This is a genomic window from Pseudomonas sp. NFACC32-1 (genome assembly GCF_900101215.1).
Taxonomy (GTDB): domain Bacteria; phylum Pseudomonadota; class Gammaproteobacteria; order Pseudomonadales; family Pseudomonadaceae; genus Aquipseudomonas.
In genome coordinates this window covers 616,096-634,654 of sequence record NZ_FMUL01000001.1, presented here as the reverse complement: position 1 = coordinate 634,654, position 18,559 = coordinate 616,096, and the positions used below count along the sequence as shown (strand labels likewise).

Genomic DNA, 18,559 nt, shown 5'->3' with positions numbered 1-18,559 from the left:
CAACCATGACAACCCCTCTTTCGGGCAAGACCGCCCTGGTCACCGGCTCCACCAGCGGCATCGGCCTGGGCATTGCCTTGAGCCTGGCCAAGGCCGGCGCCAACCTCATCCTCAACGGTTTCGGCGATGCCTCGGCGGTGGTCGCTGAAGTCCGCAAGGCCGGCGTCAAGGTCGGCCATCATCCGGCGGATGTCAGCGACCCGGCCCAGATCGCCGACATGCTCGCCTACGCCGAGCGCGAGTTCGGCGGCGTGGACATCCTGGTGAACAACGCCGGTATCCAGCACGTGGCCGCCGTCGAAGATTTTCCCGTGGAACGCTGGGACTCGATCATCGCCATCAACCTCTCGTCGGTGTTCCATGCCACTCGTCTGAGCCTGCCCGGCATGCGCGCCAAGGGCTGGGGGCGGATCGTCAACATCGCCTCGGTCCATGGCCAGGTCGGCTCGGTGGGCAAGGCGGCGTATGTCGCGGCCAAGCATGGAGTGATCGGCCTGACCAAGGTGGTCGGCCTGGAAACCGCCACCAGCAACGTGACCTGCAACGCCATCTGCCCAGGCTGGGTGCTGACGCCCCTGGTGCAGAAGCAGATCGACGATCGCATTGCCTCGGGTATCGACCCGCAACAGGCCCAGCATGACTTGCTGGCCGAAAAGCAGCCGTCCCTGGAGTTCGTCACGCCGCCGCAACTGGGAGAACTGGTGCTGTTCCTCTGCAGCGAGGCCGGTAGCCAGGTGCGGGGGGCGGCGTGGAATATCGACGGTGGATGGTTGGCTCAGTAAGGTTATTTGCCCTTGTGTGGCGAGGCGATTATCCCCTCGCCGCAGAGCCGCCCTCTCACCACAGGATCGGTCGCTCTATAGTTTGTGTATGCATAAGAAAACAAGAGGCTCTCCCATGTCCGACATCCTCTGGCAACCCAGCCCCGAACGCATCGCCCAGTCGCGCATGAACGCCTTTCGTCTGTTCGTCAACGGACGGCATCACCTGCAACTCGACGATTATCCAGCCCTGCACGCCTGGAGCATCGATCAGCGCGAGGCCTTCTGGCAGGCCATCGTCGATTTCTTCGAGATCCACTTTCACCACCCGCCCACCGCCGTGCTGGTGGAAGGCCCGAAAATGCCCAGCGCCCGGTGGTTCCCTGGCGCGACGCTGAACTTCGCCGAACACCTGCTGCGCCGTCGGGACCCGAGCGTGGCCGTGGTGGCCATCGATGAGCGCGGAGACCAGGAGCGACTGACCTGGGCCGAACTCGCCGCTCACGTCGCCGGCCTGCAAAGAAGCCTGCAGGCTGCCGGTGTCTGCCAGGGAGACCGGGTCGCCGCCTGCATGCCCAACACCTGGCAGACCCTGGTGGGCATGCTCGCCACCACCAGCCTGGGGGCGATCTGGTCCTGCTCGTCACCGGACTTCGGTACCCAGGGCGTCATCGACCGCTTCGGTCAGATCGAGCCCAAGGTGCTCATCACCTGCGCCGGTTATCGCTACGCCGCAAAGACCATCGACCAGCGGCCCAAGGTCAACGAAATCCTCGAACGGCTGCCCTCGTTGCGGCAATTGATCGTGCTGCCCTATGCCACGCCGGACACCCGCGTCGCCGACTTCAGGACCCAGGCCAGCGTCGCGCTGTGGGACGATTTCTACCGGCCCGGCGGCGACCCGGTGTTCGTCAGCGTGCCGTTCGACCATCCGCTGTACATCCTCTACTCCAGCGGCACCACCGGCGTCCCCAAGTGCATCGTCCACGGCACCGGCGGCGTACTGTTGCAACACATGAAGGAGCATGGCCTGCATGTCGACCTCGGTCCCGAGGATCGCCTGTTCTACTACACCACCTGCGGCTGGATGATGTGGAACTGGCTGGTGTCCGCCCTCGCCGTCGGCAGCACGGTGGTGCTCTACGACGGCTCGCCGTTTCACCCCGGCCCCGAACGATTGCCGGACCTCATCGACCAGCAACGCATCAGCGTGTTCGGCACCAGCCCCAAGTTCCTGGCCGCGCTGGAGAACCAGGGCCTGGCCCCCCGGCGCAGCCACGACCTGCGCAGCCTGAAAACCATTCTCTCCACGGGCTCGGCACTGGCGCCTCACAGCTACGACTATGTGTACCGCGACTTCAAGACCGATGTCTGCCTGGCCTCGATGTCCGGCGGCACCGACATCGTGTCGTGCTTCGTCAATGGCAACCCGCTGGCACCGGTGCGCCGGGGCGAGATGCAGGGCAAGAGCCTGGGCATGGCGGTGCAGGTCTGGAACGAGACGGCAAGCCCCGTGATCGGAGAAAAAGGCGAGCTGGTGTGCACCCGGCATTTCCCGGCGATGCCCATCGGTCTGTGGAACGATCCCCGACAGGAAAAACTGCGGGCGTCCTACTTCGCCCAGTTTCCCGGCGTGTGGTCCCAGGGGGATTACGCCGAAGAACTGCCCCACGGTGGCTGGCTGATCCACGGGCGCTCGGACGCGGTGCTCAACCCTGGCGGCGTGCGCATCGGCACTGCGGAGATCTATCGGCAGGTGGAAAAAGTCGAGCAGGTACTGGACAGCGTTGCCATCGGCCAGCAATGGCAAGGCGACGTGCGGGTGGTGCTGTTCGTGCGCTTGCGCGACGGTGTCCAGCTCGATGAACCTCTGGAACAACGGATCCGCCAGGTCATCCGCGCCAACACCACGCCACGCCATGTCCCGGCTAAGATCCTGGCGGTCAGCGACATTCCCCGGACCATCAGCGGCAAGGTGGTCGAGCTGGCAGTGCGCAATGTGGTGCATGGCGAGGCGGTGAAGAACACCGATGCACTGGCCAATCCCGAGGCCCTTGAGCAGTTTCGTGACCGACCGGAGCTTGCGAGCTGATCGTCAGGGTCTCATCGCGAGCAAGCTCGCTCCCACAGGGGGGCTGCCAGTCACTGGAGATCCACGGTGGGAGCGAGCTTGCTCGCGACGAACGATAAAACCCGATCAATCCATAAGCCCCCATTCACCCGCCGCCGGATCAGCCGGTGGCGTGGAGCCCGACTCGGCATGCAATTTCAGACGCAACCGCAGATTGTTCGCCGAGTCGGCATTCTTCAAGGCTTCTTCCTCATCGATGGCCCCTTCGACCACCAGGTTGAACAGCGCCTGGTCGAACGTCTGCATCCCCAGTTCTTCCGACTTTTCCATGATGCCCTTGAGCTCCCCCAGTTCGTTGCGCCGGATCAGGTCGGCCACCGTGGGCGAACCCAGCATGACCTCCACCGCTGCCCGCCGTTGCCCGGCGCGGGTACGCACCAGGCGCTGGGAAACGAACGCCTGGAGGTTGTTGCCCAAGTCGTTCAATAACTGCGGCCGGCGCTCTTCGGGAAAGAAATTGATCACCCGGTCCAGGGCCTGGTTGGCGTTGTGGGCATGCAGCGTGGATATCACCAGGTGCCCGGTATCGGCGAAGGCCAGGGCATGTTCCATGGTTTCCCGGTCGCGGATCTCGCCGATCAGCACCACGTCCGGTGCCTGGCGCAAGGTGTTCTTGAGGGCTGCGTGAAAGCTGCGGGTGTCGACACCGACTTCACGTTGATTGATGATCGACTTCTTGTGGCGATGGATATACTCCACCGGATCCTCGATCGTGATGATATGGCCGCTGCTGTTGCGATTGCGGTAATCGATCAAGGCCGCCAGGGACGTGGACTTGCCTGACCCCGTCGCACCGACGAACAGCATCAGGCCCTGCTTCTGCATGATGGTGTCCAGCAGCACACGGGGCAACTTCAGGTCTTCGAAGCGCGGGATATCCAGCTTGACGTTGCGTATCACCATCGACACGTCATTGCGCTGCTTGAAGATATTGACCCGGAACCGCCCGACACCGGCCAGGGAAATCGCCAGGTTCATTTCCAGTTCCCGATCGAACTCAAGGCGCTGTTCGGCGTCCATCAAAGACTCGGCGAGGCTGGCGATGTCGCCGACCTTGAATGGCTGGTTGCCTAATGGCTTGAGCACGCCCTCGAATTTGGCGCAAGGCGGCGCGCCGGTGGACAAGTAGAGATCGGAGCCATCCTGGCTCGCCAGGATTCGCAACAAGGGATCGATTTCCATGGACTGAAACTTCCGCGAGACATCAATGAGACAAGTTGACCCGAACCTGCAATCTTTCAGACCAACCCGCGCTTTCCTTTTTCAGAGAATAGTCGACGCGGCACCACACCCAGGGATTGCATGATGAACGCAACACCCGTCGGCAGCGGTACGCAGCATCTGCTCGCCCGGATGGACTGGGCCTCGACCCCGCTGGGCAGTACCCAGACCTGGCCCCGGAGCCTGTGCACCGCCGTGGACATCGTGCTCCACTCCCCCATGCCGATGAGCCTGTTGTGGGGGCCGCAACGGGTGCAGATCTACAACGATGCATTTTCCCGGCTGGCCGGTGACAAGCATCCCCAGGCCTTCGGCCAGCCGACCCATGCGGCATGGCCTGAACTGCGAAGCGTGACCGAACCGATTTACCACGGCGTGTCACAAGGCCGCACGCACACCTGCCGCGACCAGCATTGGCGCCTGCCCTTCGCCGGCCGCCTGTGCGACCTGTGGCTGGACATGACCTACAGCCCCGTACACGACGAAAGCGGCGCCGTGGCGGGAATCCTGGTGACTGCCATCGAGACCAGTGAGCGACGCCGCCTGGCCCTGGAATTCGAGCGGCGTTCGCAGGCCAGCCTCAAGGCCCAGCAGGAAAGCGAAGAGCGCCTGCAACTGGCGTTGGCCGCAGCCGACGCGCTGGGGACCTGGGACTGGGACATCAGCGAAGACCGCTTCATCGCCGACGCCCATTTTGCCCTGCTCCATGGTGTCGATCCGAACCTGGCGCGCCATCTGCCCATCAGCGCCTACCTCGAAGGCGTGCATCCCGAAGACCGGGCCATGGTGGCCCGCAGTATCAAGCACTGCATCACCCACGGCAGCGAATACGCCGAGGAGTACCGCCTGCTGCAGCCTGACGGCCAATTGCGCTGGGTATTCGTGCGCGGCCGTTGCTACAAGGACCGTCACGGCCGACCCAAGCGCTTCCTCGGCGCGGCCCTGGACCTGACCGAACGCAAGCGCACCGAACAGGCCCTGCGCCAGAGCCAGACCGAGTTGCAGCTGATCATCAATGCCATGCCGGTGCTCATCAGCTATGTGGACCACGAAGAGCGTTTCCGCCTGAACAACAGCGCCTATCTGGATTGGTACGGCCTCACGCCCCAGGAGCTGTATGGCAAGACCATTCGCGAAGTACTCGGTGACGAGGCCTACGCCGCGCGTGCCGAACAGATTGCCGGCGCCCTGGCGGGCAAACCCTGCAGTTTCGCCGTGCAGACCTCCCACCGCGACGGCCGGCCGCGTCACGCGTTGATCAACTACCTGCCCCGTCATGGCGCGGACGGTGCGGTGAACGGGTTCTACATCTTTGTGATCGACGAGACCGAACGCAAGAAAACCGAGGAAGCCCTGCGGCACCTCAACGAAACGCTGGAAGAGCGGGTCATCGCCCGCACCCAGCAGCTGGCCGAAGCCAATCATCGCCTGCAAAACGAGATGTTCGAACGCGAACGTGCCGAAGAAGCCCTGCGCCACGCCCAGAAGATGGAAGCCGTGGGCCAGCTCACCGGCGGCATCGCCCATGATTTCAACAATATGCTGACCGGCATCCTGGGCAGCCTCGACCTGATGCAGCGCTACATCGCCAATGGTCGCGCCGCCGAGATCGGGCGCTTTACCGAAGCGGCCATGTCCTCGGCCAACCGCGCGGCCGCCCTGACCCATCGACTGCTGGCCTTTTCCCGGCGCCAGTCCCTGGACCGAAAGCCGCTGAACCCCAACGACCTGGTGCGCTCGCTCGAAGACCTGCTCAGCCGTACCACCGGCGACCACATCGTGCTGAAACTGCAACTGGCCGCCGAGCTGTGGCCGATCAGCACCGATGCCAGCCAACTGGAAAACGCCCTGCTCAACCTGGTGATCAACGCCCGTGACGCCATGCCCGATGGCGGCGAACTGACCATCGAAACCGCCAACATCTACCTCGACGGCAGCGATATCAGCACCCTGGAACCGGTCAAGGCCGGGGACTATGTGATGATCGCCGTCAGCGACAACGGCAGCGGCATGACCCCTTCCGTCATGGCCAAGGCCTTCGACCCGTTCTTCACCACCAAACCCATCGGCCAGGGCACCGGCCTGGGATTGTCGATGATCTACGGCTTTGCCCAACAGTCGGGCGGGCACCTGAGCCTGGACAGTGTGCCAGGGCAAGGCACGCGGGTGCAGTTGTACCTGCCGCGACTGCACATCGCTCACACCGAGCAACCCGCCCAGGCCGTGACCATCGACGCGCCGGCGGCGATGGCCGGGGAAACCGTGTTGCTGGTGGAAGACGAACCGGCGGTGAGAATGCTGGTGCTCGATCTGTTGAAAACCCTGGGTTACGCCGCGCTGGAAGCCGAGGATGCCAAGGTGGCCCTGCCACTGCTGGAATCGAACCAACGCATCGATCTGCTGGTCACCGACGTCGGCCTGCCTGGCATGAATGGTCGTCAGCTGGCGGAAATCGCCCGTCAGCACCGACCCGGGCTGAAGGTGCTGTTCATGACCGGTTATGCGCAGAAAGCCGCTGAACGCCAGGGGTTCCTGGATCAAGGCATGGACATGGTGGCCAAGCCCTTCACCCTTGACCTGCTGGCCAACAAGATTCGGACGATGATCAGCCGCAGCGGCTGACTTGAGGCATAATCGCCGCCCCACCAACCCTCAGGTCGCCGCTGCAATGAAAGCCCAAGCCCGCCATATCCTGGTGAAAACCGCCGAAGAGGCCGAACAGCTCAAGCAACGCATCGCCAAGGGCGAAGCCTTCGATGTGCTGGCCAAGAAGTATTCCACCTGCCCTTCGGGCAAACGCGGCGGCGACCTGGGTGAAGTGCGACCGGGACAGATGGTCGGGGTGATCGATGCGGTGATTTTCAAGAAGCCGCTGCGAGTGGTGCATGGGCCGATCAAGAGCAAGTTCGGCTATCACCTGGTGCAGGTTTTCTACCGGGATTGAAACTCGAACCTGCTCTTGTGGGAGCGAGCTTGCTCCCACAGGTACAGTGCGCCACTGGTTATTCTGGCATCAACGCCCCGGGCACCTGGATCACTCGGCTCGCCAACAGATGCCCCGCCTCCGCCGCCTCCGCCGCAGTCCCCCCCAGCAAACGGCTCGCCAGGTAGGCGGCACTGAATGAGTCTCCCGCCGCCGTGGTGTCCACCACACGCTCGACCCGTTGAGCGGGAATCTCATAAGACTTGCCATCGCAACGAATCAGACACGCCTCGGCACCGCGCTTGAGCACCACTTCCGGCGTACCGAACTGCCCATAGGCGGCGAATACCGCGTCAGTGTCCGCATACCCGAACAGTGCCTGCTCGTCTTCCACCGTCAGCAGGGCCAGTTCCACATAGGGCAGGACGCTGCGATACGCCGCCCGCGCCGCCTCGATCGAAGCCCAGAGTCTTGGCCGGTAATTATTGTCGAACACCACCTGGGCCCCGCGTCGACGAGCTTCGACCAGGGTTTCGACGAGTTTGCCTCGCCCCTGCTCCCCGAGCACCGCCAGGGTGACGCCGCTGAAATACAGCACATCGTAATCCGGCAATGCCGCCAGGATCGGTGCGGCGGCCGGCGTGGTGAAGCAATCGCGCACCGCCGCTTCGTTGCGCCAGTAGAGGAATCGCCGCTCGCCCGCTGCATCGGTCTGGATGCAATACAGACCCGGCAGGCGTCCAGGCAAGCGCTGGACCCGTTGCAGGCCGATGTTTTCTTCGGCCCAGCGCTCACACATGGCATCGCTGAAACTGTCGTCGCCCAAGGCGGTGACGTAATCCACCGCGCCCCTGTCACCCATGGCGCGGGACAGGTACACCGCGGTGTTCAGAGTATCGCCGCCGAAGCTTTGCAGCAGGCTGCCGTCGGCGCGCTGTTGCAGTTCGATCATGCATTCGCCGATCAGGGCGATGCGGGGTTTGGGGTGGTTCATGGGTAATCCTGATGGTTCGGTGGTGTCTGCCAGGCCGCTATCGCGAGCAAGCTCGCTCCCACAACGGCTTGTTGTGAATACAAGCGCTGTGATCGCCTCGATCCCCTTGTTGGGAGCGAGCTTGCTCGCGACAGCCGCGACTCGATCTCAAGCCTTAGAAGCAAGTCTCCATGCTCTCGATCACCCGCAACTGGTCATCCACCAGGCACCCTACCCGCCATTTGTCGAACGTCAGGCACGGATGTGAAGTACCAAACGAAATGATGTCGCCCACACGCAGCTCAACCCCCGCCGCCACACTCATGAACGCATGTTGGTCCATCACCGCCGTCACCTTGCAACCGCTGACGTCGTCACCCGCCACCGCGTCCGACCCGGGCTTGTAGCGCTTGAGCGGCACCGGCAGCCCGGCATCGTAGGCCACGTCGCGCTTGCCCAGGGCAATCACCGCGAAACCCGGCTCCGGCAGCGATTGCACGTGGGCCCAGACCTCCAGGGCCGGACGCAGGCCTTCGTGCAGGTCGCTGCGCCGTTCCAGCACGCAACACTGCGCTTGCTTGTAGATGCCGTGGTCATGGGCCACATAGCTGCCGGGACGCAGCACACTGAGGAAACGGCCATGGGCATTGCGGGCTTCGAAGGATTCGGCGATCAGGTCGTACCAGGCCGACCCCGAAGCCGTGATGATGGGTTTGTCGATGGCGAACGCGCCGCTGTCCTGCAACTGCATCGCCAGGCCCACCAGGGACTCGGCGAATCCGCGGATGCCGCTGACGGCATGGTCGCCGTGAATCACGCCTTCGTAACCCTCGATACCGGTCAGCGCCAGCGCCGGTTGCGCCTGGATCGCCTCGGCCAGGGCCAGCACCTCGGCCTCGCTCCGGCAGCCGCAACGACCGCCCACGACGCCGTATTCGATCATCACGTTCAGCCGCGCACCGCGGGAAGCGAAGTACGCGCCCAGGTCCGCAACATTGTCGGGATGGTCCACCATGCAGTGGAATTCGAACGCCGGATCGGCCAGCAGGTCGGCAATCAGCGCCATGTTCGGCGTGCCCACCAACTGGTTCGCCATCAGCACCCGACGCACGCCATGGGCGTAGGCGGCACGGGTCTGTACGGCGGTGGCAAGCGTCATGCCCCAGGCACCGGCCTCGAGCTGGCGGCGAAACAGCCCGGGGGTCATGCTGGTCTTGCCGTGGGGCGCCAGTTCGGCACCGCTGTCGCTGACAAATGCCTGCATCCAGCGAATGTTGTGCTCCAGCGCCTCGCGATGCAGCACCAGTGCCGGCAGGCTGACATCACGCAGCAAGTGCTGGCCGACAGTGGCGGCCCCCTTTTCGACGACAGCGTCATGGATGGCAGAAGACATGTTCGAACTCCTCACGCGGCCGCGATCAGCCGCGACGATCTATTCATTGATACGACGGGCCAGGTTGTTGGCGCTTTCGATCAGCACCCGGCGGTAGTCGGCGTAGTTGTTCCTGGCATCGGCCCGAGGGGCGACGATGCACAGGGTCGCGATGGCCACGCCGTCCGGGTCTTTGACCGGTGCGGCGAAGCAGTGGGTAAACGTGTCGGCGACACTGTCGAAGGAGAAGAAGCCATCGAGGCCGGCCTGGCGGATTTCCTTGAGGAACTGCTCCAGGGGCAGGCGCTCGCCATCCGGCAGGATGAAGTCGTCGGGATCGATCAGGTCGACGATCTGCTGGTCGCTCAGGTGCGCCAGCAGCAGACGGCCCGAGGCCGTCCAGGGAATGGGCGCGTTTTCGCCGATGTCCGATGAAATACGGAAATGCCGCTCGCCTTCCTTCATCAGCGCCACGGTGTATTTGCGCCCGTTGAGCAGGCACATCTGTGCGGTTTCCCGGGTCTGGCGGACGATCTCCTGCAAGACGTGATCGGCCTCGCGGCTGAGATCGAAGTGCCGCAGGTGCGCCTGTCCGAGAAAATACAACTGGCGGCCCAGGTAAACGTGGCCTTCCTTGCCCACCGGTTCGAGGATGCGCCGCTCCAGCAGCGACGCCACCAGCTCGTAGACCGTGGACTTGGGGCTGCCGATGCCACTGGCAATGTCGTTGGGACGCAGCGGCTGGCCGATTTCCTTGAGGAAATCGAGGATATCGAACGCCCGATCCAGTCCTCGGGCCCGGCGCTTGATGGTGTCTTCGGTCATGTCTTCGGTTCCCAATCAGTTCGCCGCGAGTGTAACCAGACCACGGCCTGTCCACAGCTCTTGTGGCGAGGGGATTTATCCCCTCGCCACAAGGACCTCATTTTTTCCTGTAGGCGATGCAATCGATCTCGACCTTGCAGTCGACCATCATGCTCGCCTGCACGCACGCCCGGGCCGGGGCGTGCTCGGGGCTGAAGTATTCGCCGAACACCTTGTTGAAACTCCAGAAGTCACGCGGGTCATCCAGCCACACACCGCAGCGCACCACATCCTTGAGCTCGTAACCGGCCTCTTCGAGGATGGCGATCAGGTTCTTCATGGTCTGGTGCGTCTGCTCGACGATCCCGCCGGCGACGATCTCGCCGTTCACCGCTGGCACCTGTCCGGACACATGCAGCCAGCCGTCGGCCTCGACGGCGCGGGCGAATGGCCGTGGCTGCCCGCCACCCGCGGTGCTGCCGGTCCCGTAGCGCTTGATGCTCATCAGTGGTTCTCCTTGCTTGCTGAATCAAAAGATCAATGGATTAAAAACGGGTGTTCTTCAGAAATTCCGCCAGGCGCGGTGATTGCGGGCGCTCGAACAGCTCTTTCGGTGGGCCCTGTTCTTCGATGCGTCCCTGGTTCATGAATACGATCTTGTCGGAAACCTCGAAGGCGAAACGCATTTCGTGGGTCACCAGCAGCATGGTCATGCCGTCCTCGGCCAGGCCCTTGATCACGTTCAGCACTTCGCCCACCAGCTCCGGATCCAGTGCCGAGGTGACTTCGTCGAACAACATCAGGCTGGGGTTCATGGCGATCGCCCGAGCAATCGCCACACGCTGTTGCTGACCGCCGGACAACTGACCGGGAAAATGATTGCGCCGTTCCAGCAGGCCCACTCGGTCCAGCCACTTTTCGGCCAGGGCGACGGCTTCGTCCCTGGGCAGTTTTTTCACCTTGAGCAGACCCAGGGTGACGTTCTGCAATGCGCTCAGGTGAGGGAACAGATTGAACTGCTGGAACGCCATGCCGGTCATCGCGCGATGCCGGGCAATGACTTTCTCGGGGTGGCGCACCCGCTTGCCGTCGACTTCGTCATAGCCGATGGATTCGCCGTCGAGCACAATCTGTCCGCCCTGGAATTCTTCCAGCATGTTCACGCAGCGCAGCAGCGTGGTCTTGCCCGAACCGCTGGAGCCGATCAGCGTGACCACGTTGCCGCGCTGCATGCTCAGGTCCACGCCCTTGAGCACTTCCAGCGGGCCGTATTGCTTGCGCAGGCCGCGAATATCCAGCAATGGCTGGGAATGGGATGAGGTCGAAACGTCAGTCATGGCAAGGCCACCCGCTTTTCAATATGCCGACCGAGCAGCTCGATGGCGTAATTGATGATGAAAAAGAGAAAACCGGCGAACAGGTAAAACTCCAGGGTCATGAAAGTCCGGGCGATGATCTGCTGGGTGCTGAGCAGCAGCTCGGCCACACCGATCACCGACAACAGAGTCGAAGCCTTGACGATCTCGGTGGAAGAATTGACCCAGGTCGGCAATATCTGCCGCAGCGCCTGGGGCAACAGCACATAAGCCAGGGCCTGGTAGAACGTCAGGCCAATGGCCTGGCTCGCCTCCATCTGTCCACGGGGCAAGGCCTGCAAGGCACCGCGCACGATCTCGGCCACGTGGGAGCCGCAAAACAGCGTCAGGCCCAGGACTCCCGCCTGGAACGCACCGATCTGCCAGCCCAGGGCCGGAGCCATGTAGAAGCAGGCCAGCACCAGCACGAATACCGGCGTGCCACGGATCAGGTCGACGTAGAAACGAAACGGCGCGCGCATCCAGGCCCGGCCATAGGTCAGCACCAGACCGGCAACCAGGCCGATCAAGGTGCCCAGCAAAATCGCCAGCACCGAACACTGTACGCTGGTCAGGAAACCGCTCCACAGGGTGTCCCGGGCGACCCACAACTCATGCAACCAACTGGGGGATTCGTACATGGAACACTCCTAACGGCGGATCGCCAGGCGCTGCTCGAAATAGCGCAGCACCATGGCAATGAGGTAACAGGCCGCGACATACAGGGCCGTGGTCACCAGCCAGGTTTCGATCACCCGGTAGCTCTCCACGTTGATCTTGCGCGCGTAATAGGTCAGCTCCGGCACGGCGATCGCCGCCGCCAGGGAGGTGTCCTTGAACAGCGAGATGAAGTTGTTCGACAAGGCTGGCAACACGTTGCGCAGCATCACCGGCACCGTGACATAGGCCTTCACCTGCCATTCGCCCAGGCCGATGGCCAGCCCCGCTTCGCGCTGGCCCTTGTGAATGCTCAGCAGCCCGCCGCGAAACACCTCCGTCAGGTAGGCCCCGGCATACAGCGACAGGGTGATGACGAACGACGGCAGCTTGTCCAGGCGCACCCCCAGGCTCGGCAAGGCGAAGTAGATCAACAGGATCAGCACCAGGATGGGCGTGTTGCGGATCACCGTGACATACACCGATGCCAGCACCCGCAGGACACGATGTTTGCTCAGCAGCGCGAACGCCATGGCCAGGCCGATCACGCAACCGATGGCGATCGACACCAGCGCCAGGGAAAGCCCCAGCCCGAGCCCCGCCAGCAAGGTGTCGAAATCGCGCCAGACGGCGGCAAAGTTCAACTGATAATTCATGGTCGGCAGTACCTTCGACGGGGCGCCTGGAAGTGGCGCCCCGGGCTCACAGGGTCATTTGTATTCAACAGGGAAGCCGATGGCCGGCGACGGCAGTTCCACGCCGAACCACTGCTTGAACGACGCGGCATAGGTGGGGAACTCCACACCGGTCATGGCTTCATGCAAGGTGGTGTTGACGAAGTTCAGCCAGTCCTGGTCGCCACGCTTGACCGCGCAGGCATAGGTCTGCGGGCTCCAGGCGTAGGCCGGGCTGCGATAACGGCCGGGGTTCTGCACCATCAGGTACTTGACCGAAGACTGGTCGGTGGCGGCGGCATCGGCGCGGCCGGAGTTCACCGCCTGGTACATCAGGTCGACACTGTCGTACTGATCGACCCTGGCCTTGGGCAGCGCCTGGTGCACCAGTTCCTCGGCATACACGTTCTGCAGCACGGCCACGGTGACGTCGTCGCCGGCCGCCTTCAGGTCCTCGATTTCCTTGTACTTGCTGTTGGCCGGCAGCAGCAGGCCGACGCCTTCGCGATAGTACGGCAAGGTGAAGGCCACCTGCTGGGCGCGGCTGGCGGTGACGGTGATGAACTGGCAGCTCATGTCGACCTTGTCGGTCAGCAGGTTGGGAATCCGCGCATCGGACGACTGCACCACGAACTCGACTTTCTCCGGGTCATTGAACAGGCCCTTGGCGACCATTCGTGCGATATCGATATCGAAACCCTGCAACTTGCCATCCGCTCCCTGGAAGTGCCACGGCGCATTGGTACTGCCCGTGCCCACGATCAATTTCCCGCGTTGCAGCACGCTGTCCAGCTTGCTGTCAGCCGCCTGGGCGACACCCATGGCGGCCGTCGTGGCCGCGAAGAGAAAAACACACGCTTTGAACAAGGAAGGTCGGCATTGCATGGCAAGCACTCCAGGTGAGTTTATTCCGTTATAGCGGAACTTGGTATGTAACAACGGAATAGACAGCAGAAAGTGTGCCACAGGCTTGCAGTCACGCTTGATAAAAAATGGAAAGCGATTGAAATCAGGAGGTTGGAAGAACCGAGTGCCCGGGAACGCTCGCGGACCGCCGGCACGCTTGCTACCGTTGGCTACGGCGCCCGGGTACCAAGGCCCCAAACAGAGTATTTGCTATCCGTTTCGCACTGAAACAGAGCAGGCCACCTGTCGACTCTGACAGTAGCGATGCCCCGCCGGGTTCCTTATCGTTCCTGTCACCTCGGGGTAAAAGGGAGGCGGCCATGAGTTCGCTCATTACTCACGTAGCGTCACATCAGGACTACCGCAAGGCCCTCAGGACCTGGCGCCCGGTGATCTTCTATTTTGGCCATCCACACTGCTACGCCTGCGGCTGGGCCGAACCGGTGTTCTGCAAGGTGGCCGAGGCGTTCCAGGATCGAGCCATCATCTACAAATTGAGCACCCACGAGTCGCCCCGGCACCCGGAAGTCAGCGGAACACCGACCGTGCTTTTCTATAAGGATGGGAAGTTGTGCCTCAAACTCAAGGGCATCGGTGACCAGCCTTCGCTGATGCGCCACTTTGCCGAACACGTCGGCCGGACAAAACCGCGGCGCTCGTTTCCCCCGACGTGTCATGACGTGAATTGGCTGCGGCAGCGGTTTCAGAATTTGTGCACTGCAGGTCGAGGGCGAGCGCTGATGAAGATGCGGGTGACGTTCCGATAACAATAGGAGCGAGCCCGCGACGGCGGCGGGTCAGCCAATGGTGATGCCCACCGGCCTGACGCTATCGCGAGCAAGCTCGCTCACACAATGGTTCGGCGGTGCGCCTGGTCTATTTGCGCTTGTAGCTCTTGCTGCCGCCCGGCGTGAGGCAATAAACCCCACCCCGAGGCCCGACGCAGTAGTGACCACTGCCGCACGGGCACCCGTCGGAGGACTTGAGCAGCGATTGCGGGCGAGCTTCGTTACGGATTCCCAACATGGCAGAGCAAGATTTTTTCGAGGCGCTGATGGAGCCGTCGTTGCACAGGAAGGTATCGCCATCACACCCGGCGATACCACCCTTGCGTCCGGAACACGGCGTATTGGCGGCGAAGGCTGATGCAGACAGGGACACCAGGAGAATCGCGATAGCGATGCGAAGCGGGCCGGACGTTCCGTGATAAAGGCTCATGACAGCATTCCTGGCTGATCGATGGCCTGATGATATCACGTCATCAATACTGCGCTACCGCCCGCCGAATCTCACCCTGGACAACATCCGCAGGTCACCCTCGCGGTAATAGTCATCACTCCAACTGTCATCCACCGCCAACGGCTTGACCTGCTTGAGCGCAAGTTTCTTGGCGAAATAACGGAAGCGGTAATGCTCGTAGAAACGCAGCAGCTCCAGTCCGTAGCGGTCGGCCAGGTCGGTATCGCCCTGGATGATGAGGTAGTTCTCATCGTTGCCACTGCTGGCCGCGGCGCTCAGGTTGTGACTGCCGCTGATGATGGTGGGCGTGTCGCTGGTGAAGTCGGTGACAACGGCCTTGGTGTGCACCAGCAGGTTGCCTTTCTGACCTTTCTTGTTTTCCTTGAGCCAGCCCTCCAGGCCGGTATTGAGCAGTGCCGTGGCAGCGAACTCAGCGGTGCGGTCGGCATGGAAACCGGTGATACGGCTGGTGGTGTTCTGCAGGCCATAACGCAAGATGTCGTCGTTGGGCTGGCCGAGCAAGGCATCGAGGATCCGATCGGGCAGGACAAAGGCGGTGACGAACAGCAGGTCCTTGCGCGCCGCCTCGATGATGTCGACGAAACGATCAAGGTCGCCCCCTCCCGTCCGTGGAGAGAAGCCGACGAACAGCGGCTCCCCGGGCTTCATGGGGTTGTTGCGGTTCAGCCACTCACGCGTGGCATCGACATCATCGGGGGCCTCCCAGATCTGTTCGAACACCTGGCGGTAGCTGTCGCTGACCCGTGGGTCGTCCAGCACATGCACGACATTCGCCTGGCGATAAACGCCGTTGGCGGTGAAGTTGGTGCTGCCGCACAACACGGCCTCCGGCTGCAACGCCCCGCGGTCATCGATCTTGCTCAGCACGATGAACTTGTCATGGAAGATGTTGTGGGTGACTCGCCCGCGCTTGTTGGCCGGCGGCAATCGTTCCAGGTTGGCTTCGTTACGCAGTGTGGTGTCGTCGCCCGGTTCGGCGTGGTACAGCACCCGCACCCGCGCGCCACGGGCAAACGCGGCATTGACCGCATCGACGATCACGGGCAACTCGTATTCGTAGATGGCCACATCCAGCGCCCAGGTGGCGTCCAGCGCCCGGTCGATGAAGCCGGTCAAGCGTCCCAGCAGGCCGTTCTCCAGCCAGCGACGCGGCGCGTCGGGCCAATCGTCGATGGACAGGTGCTTGTTGGCATCGATCAAGGCGTCCAGCTCGGGGAACTTGCGCTGGAAAGCCTGGCTGGCGGCCACCGCACGATTGAAGATGACCCGCTGGTTGGCGGGCATTGCGTCGTCGCTGGTGATGGTGACTTCCAGCGACTCCCCCAGTTGCGGTGCCTTGTAACTGCCATAGGCCAGGTGCACCCGATAATGAAGCGTCACCCCAGGGTTGACGGCGTAGTCGGCCCAGCGAAATTTCTGCAACGGGGCCTTGTCGCTGGGCGTGGCGTGGAACTGGGGAAAGGTATGGGCCGTGTCGGGAAAGGTCAGGCTGTTGAACAGGAACAGCCAGGGTTTGTCACCCTGCTGCTTCTCGATGGCGAAACCCAGCAAACCCTTGCGCCGTGATTCGGCCAGGTCCATGGCCAGTAGCACACCGTTGGTCCCGGCATAGGCCTTGACCCGGAAATCGTCCTGGGCATTGGTGACGAGTACGCGCATGGTTCACTCCTGTGGGGGGCTGCTCGAGCATAGTGCAGTGAAACGGGTCAGGTGGGCAGGTCATGGGAACCGAGGGGATGCCATCGCGAGCAAGCTCGCTCCCACAAGGGCCCGGGGTGTTCATCATTCATGTGTTCACAACAAAACCCGTGTGGGAGCGAGCTTGCTCGCGATGGGGCCCTGACAGTCACAGAACCTTTCAATCAGCCTCATCGATATGCCGATACTCAGCCTGCAACTGCCCCGCCAACTGCCGGGCCCGGCCCAGGCGGATCGGGCCGCGCTCGATGTCGATCAACAGGCACGGACAATCCAGGGGCGACAGCGACAGCCCCTCCTTCACGCGCCCATCGGTCATCACCAGCACCCGCTGTCGCTCTGCAGGGAAGCGCTTGCGCCGGGCCGTCAACCAGCGTCCGGCCTCGCTCAACGCAGCCAGCAACGGCGTACCGCCACCGGCGCCCAGGCCATCGAGCCAGTGGCGCAGACCCGCCGAGGCCTTGAGCCCTTGCACCTGCCAGTTCGGCTGCGTGCCACTGGCCGTCAACAGCGCCAGGCGGGCCCGCTGCCGGTAGGCGTCGTCGAACAATTGCGCCAACAAGCCTTTGCCGTCACTCAAGGCCCGATGACGACGGGTCGAGGCCGAGGCATCCACGATCACCAGCCAGAGTTCGTGAGGCGCACGGTGACGCTCGTGCCAACGCAGGTCCTGGCGCAAGCGTGGACGCCCCTGGAGCAGGGTCCTTGGCCAATTCACCGCGCCGCCAGACGCCGTTTTGCTGCGGCCCTGGCGCCCCTGCTCCAGGTGCCCTGCCCGGGGTCCGGCATCCGCCCCCGCGCTGGCACGAGGGCGGATGCCTAGGGCTTTTTTGGCCACCCCGGCACGTCGCGTCGGGTACCGGTCGGCAGTGCCCGGGGCGGCAGATCCCCCCACTGGCCTTGGCCTCCCCGGGGTTCGGTTGCGCGCTCGCCAGGCGCAGGCGGCGGGGAAGGCGCAGCGGCCGGATCCGTCCGTTCGCGCCGACGATGACGCAAGGCAAATTCAGCGACCGCGTCGATGTCGTCGACGGCGATGGCCTGCGCGCCACGCCAAGCGGCATGGGCACGGGCGGCACGCAGCCAGACCAGGTCGGCGCGCAGGCCATCGACCCCAGCGGCAAAACAGCGCTCGGTAATCAGCGCCAGGGACGCATCGTCCAGGGCAATGGCCGGCAACAGGTCGCGGGCCTGCTGGCAACGATCGCGCAGGTGCTGCTGGGCCTGCGACCACTCGGCGCAGAACGCCACCGGATCGCTGTCGAAATCCAGCCGCCGTCGAATGATCTGCCCACGCTCCGCCGGTGCGGTATGCCCGTGGAGCGCCACGTTCAGGCCGAAGCGATCGAGCAGTTGCGGGCGCAGTTCGCCCTCTTCCGGGTTCATGGTGCCGATCAGCACGAAACGCGCCGGATGCCGATGGGAAATGCCGTCGCGCTCGATCACGTTGGTACCGCTGGCGGCCACATCCAGCAGCAGGTCCACCAGATGGTCGGGCAGCAGGTTCACCTCATCGACGTACAACACACCACCGTCGGCCTTGGCCAGCACGCCGGGGGAAAACTGCGCCCGACCCTCGCCCAGGGCCGCGTCCAGATCGAGGGTGCCCACCAGTCGCTCTTCCGTGGCGCCCAGGGGCAAGGTGACGAACTGACCGCTGGCCAACAGGTCCGCCAGGCCCCGGGCCAGGGTGGACTTGGCCATGCCCCGCGGCCCTTCGATCAGCACGCCGCCAATCCTGGGATCGATGGCGGCCAGGCACAGCGCCAGCTTCAGGTCATCGGCGCCGACCACGGCGCAGAGGGGGAAATGGGGTTGGGTCATATC

18 protein-coding genes are annotated in these 18,559 nt (G+C 63.3%); 5 read left to right on the top strand and 13 right to left on the bottom strand.

Features of this window, described 5'->3' with window-relative positions; genetic code table 11:
* The first annotated feature begins 5 nt into the window (after positions 1 to 5).
* The gene (gene hbdH / locus BLP99_RS02790) at positions 6 to 782 is read left to right on the top strand and encodes a 3-hydroxybutyrate dehydrogenase (RefSeq protein WP_072394440.1); all 777 of its coding nucleotides are present in this window, start codon (positions 6 to 8) and stop codon (positions 780 to 782) included.
* Between the two features lie 115 nt (positions 783 to 897).
* A complete protein-coding gene (locus BLP99_RS02785; RefSeq protein WP_092179639.1) occupies positions 898 to 2,853 on the top strand; it encodes an acetoacetate--CoA ligase in 1,956 nt (651 codons plus the stop codon).
* A 105-nt stretch (positions 2,854 to 2,958) separates the two neighbouring features.
* On the opposite strand, the gene BLP99_RS02780 is transcribed toward BLP99_RS02785, so the two are convergent.
* Positions 2,959 to 4,074 carry a PilT/PilU family type 4a pilus ATPase gene (locus tag BLP99_RS02780; protein ID WP_072394434.1) on the bottom strand — a complete coding sequence of 372 codons (1,116 nt, stop codon included), beginning with the start codon at positions 4,072 to 4,074 and terminating at the stop codon, positions 2,959 to 2,961.
* A gap of 123 nt (positions 4,075 to 4,197) precedes the next feature.
* On the opposite strand from BLP99_RS02780, the gene BLP99_RS02775 reads away from it, so the two are divergent.
* The gene (locus tag BLP99_RS02775) at positions 4,198 to 6,735 is read left to right on the top strand and encodes a hybrid sensor histidine kinase/response regulator (protein WP_072394431.1); all 2,538 of its coding nucleotides are present in this window, start codon (positions 4,198 to 4,200) and stop codon (positions 6,733 to 6,735) included.
* Positions 6,736 to 6,781: 46 nt separating this feature from the next.
* On the top strand, positions 6,782 to 7,057 hold the full coding sequence (locus tag BLP99_RS02770) for a peptidylprolyl isomerase (protein ID WP_003182808.1): 276 nt from the start codon (positions 6,782 to 6,784) through the stop codon (positions 7,055 to 7,057).
* Between the two features lie 58 nt (positions 7,058 to 7,115).
* Here BLP99_RS02770 and BLP99_RS02765 read toward each other — a convergent pair whose 3' ends face one another.
* The 8 genes from BLP99_RS02765 to BLP99_RS02730 all read right to left on the bottom strand — a co-directional run bounded on the left by BLP99_RS02765 (position 7,116) and on the right by BLP99_RS02730 (position 13,756).
* On the bottom strand, positions 7,116 to 8,030 hold the full coding sequence (locus tag BLP99_RS02765) for a sugar kinase (protein ID WP_092179637.1): 915 nt from the start codon (positions 8,028 to 8,030) through the stop codon (positions 7,116 to 7,118).
* Between the two features lie 154 nt (positions 8,031 to 8,184).
* Positions 8,185 to 9,402, bottom strand: coding sequence for an amino acid deaminase (locus tag BLP99_RS02760; RefSeq protein WP_092179635.1), 1,218 nt, complete (start codon positions 9,400 to 9,402; stop codon positions 8,185 to 8,187).
* 39 nt (positions 9,403 to 9,441) lie between these two features.
* The gene (locus tag BLP99_RS02755) at positions 9,442 to 10,206 is read right to left on the bottom strand and encodes an IclR family transcriptional regulator (RefSeq protein WP_092179633.1); all 765 of its coding nucleotides are present in this window, start codon (positions 10,204 to 10,206) and stop codon (positions 9,442 to 9,444) included.
* A gap of 97 nt (positions 10,207 to 10,303) precedes the next feature.
* Complete coding sequence (locus tag BLP99_RS02750; protein WP_072394418.1) at positions 10,304 to 10,690, bottom strand: RidA family protein; 387 nt, start codon at positions 10,688 to 10,690, stop codon at positions 10,304 to 10,306.
* Between the two features lie 40 nt (positions 10,691 to 10,730).
* A complete protein-coding gene (locus tag BLP99_RS02745; RefSeq protein WP_072394415.1) occupies positions 10,731 to 11,522 on the bottom strand; it encodes an amino acid ABC transporter ATP-binding protein in 792 nt (263 codons plus the stop codon).
* Positions 11,519 to 12,181, bottom strand: coding sequence for an amino acid ABC transporter permease (locus tag BLP99_RS02740; protein WP_072458480.1), 663 nt, complete (start codon positions 12,179 to 12,181; stop codon positions 11,519 to 11,521). Before BLP99_RS02740 ends, BLP99_RS02745 begins: the two co-directional genes overlap by 4 nt.
* A 9-nt stretch (positions 12,182 to 12,190) precedes the next feature.
* On the bottom strand, positions 12,191 to 12,853 hold the full coding sequence (locus BLP99_RS02735) for an amino acid ABC transporter permease (protein WP_072394409.1): 663 nt from the start codon (positions 12,851 to 12,853) through the stop codon (positions 12,191 to 12,193).
* Between the two features lie 54 nt (positions 12,854 to 12,907).
* Positions 12,908 to 13,756, bottom strand: coding sequence for a transporter substrate-binding domain-containing protein (locus BLP99_RS02730; protein ID WP_072394406.1), 849 nt, complete (start codon positions 13,754 to 13,756; stop codon positions 12,908 to 12,910).
* A 341-nt stretch (positions 13,757 to 14,097) separates the two neighbouring features.
* Here BLP99_RS02730 and BLP99_RS02725 point away from each other — a divergent pair, with 341 nt between their 5' ends.
* Complete coding sequence (locus tag BLP99_RS02725; RefSeq protein WP_092179631.1) at positions 14,098 to 14,544, top strand: thioredoxin family protein; 447 nt, start codon at positions 14,098 to 14,100, stop codon at positions 14,542 to 14,544.
* 109 nt (positions 14,545 to 14,653) lie between these two features.
* On the opposite strand, the gene BLP99_RS02720 is transcribed toward BLP99_RS02725, so the two are convergent.
* The 4 genes from BLP99_RS02720 to BLP99_RS02705 all read right to left on the bottom strand — a co-directional run bounded on the left by BLP99_RS02720 (position 14,654) and on the right by BLP99_RS02705 (position 18,556).
* On the bottom strand, positions 14,654 to 14,995 hold the full coding sequence (locus BLP99_RS02720) for a YdcA family protein (RefSeq protein ID WP_072430451.1): 342 nt from the start codon (positions 14,993 to 14,995) through the stop codon (positions 14,654 to 14,656).
* Positions 14,996 to 15,049: 54 nt separating this feature from the next.
* A complete protein-coding gene (locus tag BLP99_RS02715; protein ID WP_072458481.1) occupies positions 15,050 to 16,696 on the bottom strand; it encodes a phospholipase D-like domain-containing protein in 1,647 nt (548 codons plus the stop codon).
* A gap of 199 nt (positions 16,697 to 16,895) precedes the next feature.
* Positions 16,896 to 17,453 carry a vWA domain-containing protein gene (locus BLP99_RS02710; protein WP_076407190.1) on the bottom strand — a complete coding sequence of 186 codons (558 nt, stop codon included), beginning with the start codon at positions 17,451 to 17,453 and terminating at the stop codon, positions 16,896 to 16,898.
* Positions 17,454 to 17,554: 101 nt separating this feature from the next.
* Entirely contained in the window at positions 17,555 to 18,556 is a 1,002-nt protein-coding gene (locus BLP99_RS02705) for a magnesium chelatase ATPase subunit I (RefSeq protein ID WP_072430448.1), read from the bottom strand.
* Positions 18,557 to 18,559 lie beyond the last annotated feature (3 nt).

What these genes read in the sequence shown, in the direction of transcription:
- hbdH (WP_072394440.1), top strand. Translation starts at nt 6, where the DNA reads ATGACAACCCCTCTTTCGGGCAAGACCGCCCTGGTCACCGGCTCCACC.
- BLP99_RS02785 (WP_092179639.1), top strand. Translation starts at nt 898, where the DNA reads ATGTCCGACATCCTCTGGCAACCCAGCCCCGAACGCATCGCCCAGTCG.
- BLP99_RS02780 (WP_072394434.1), bottom strand. Translation starts at nt 4,074, where the DNA reads ATGGAAATCGATCCCTTGTTGCGAATCCTGGCGAGCCAGGATGGCTCC.
- BLP99_RS02775 (WP_072394431.1), top strand. Translation starts at nt 4,198, where the DNA reads ATGAACGCAACACCCGTCGGCAGCGGTACGCAGCATCTGCTCGCCCGG.
- BLP99_RS02770 (WP_003182808.1), top strand. Translation starts at nt 6,782, where the DNA reads ATGAAAGCCCAAGCCCGCCATATCCTGGTGAAAACCGCCGAAGAGGCC.
- BLP99_RS02765 (WP_092179637.1), bottom strand. Translation starts at nt 8,030, where the DNA reads ATGAACCACCCCAAACCCCGCATCGCCCTGATCGGCGAATGCATGATC.
- BLP99_RS02760 (WP_092179635.1), bottom strand. Translation starts at nt 9,402, where the DNA reads ATGTCTTCTGCCATCCATGACGCTGTCGTCGAAAAGGGGGCCGCCACT.
- BLP99_RS02755 (WP_092179633.1), bottom strand. Translation starts at nt 10,206, where the DNA reads ATGACCGAAGACACCATCAAGCGCCGGGCCCGAGGACTGGATCGGGCG.
- BLP99_RS02750 (WP_072394418.1), bottom strand. Translation starts at nt 10,690, where the DNA reads ATGAGCATCAAGCGCTACGGGACCGGCAGCACCGCGGGTGGCGGGCAG.
- BLP99_RS02745 (WP_072394415.1), bottom strand. Translation starts at nt 11,522, where the DNA reads ATGACTGACGTTTCGACCTCATCCCATTCCCAGCCATTGCTGGATATT.
- BLP99_RS02740 (WP_072458480.1), bottom strand. Translation starts at nt 12,181, where the DNA reads ATGTACGAATCCCCCAGTTGGTTGCATGAGTTGTGGGTCGCCCGGGAC.
- BLP99_RS02735 (WP_072394409.1), bottom strand. Translation starts at nt 12,853, where the DNA reads ATGAATTATCAGTTGAACTTTGCCGCCGTCTGGCGCGATTTCGACACC.
- BLP99_RS02730 (WP_072394406.1), bottom strand. Translation starts at nt 13,756, where the DNA reads ATGCAATGCCGACCTTCCTTGTTCAAAGCGTGTGTTTTTCTCTTCGCG.
- BLP99_RS02725 (WP_092179631.1), top strand. Translation starts at nt 14,098, where the DNA reads ATGAGTTCGCTCATTACTCACGTAGCGTCACATCAGGACTACCGCAAG.
- BLP99_RS02720 (WP_072430451.1), bottom strand. Translation starts at nt 14,995, where the DNA reads ATGAGCCTTTATCACGGAACGTCCGGCCCGCTTCGCATCGCTATCGCG.
- BLP99_RS02715 (WP_072458481.1), bottom strand. Translation starts at nt 16,696, where the DNA reads ATGCGCGTACTCGTCACCAATGCCCAGGACGATTTCCGGGTCAAGGCC.
- BLP99_RS02705 (WP_072430448.1), bottom strand. Translation starts at nt 18,556, where the DNA reads ATGACCCAACCCCATTTCCCCCTCTGCGCCGTGGTCGGCGCCGATGAC.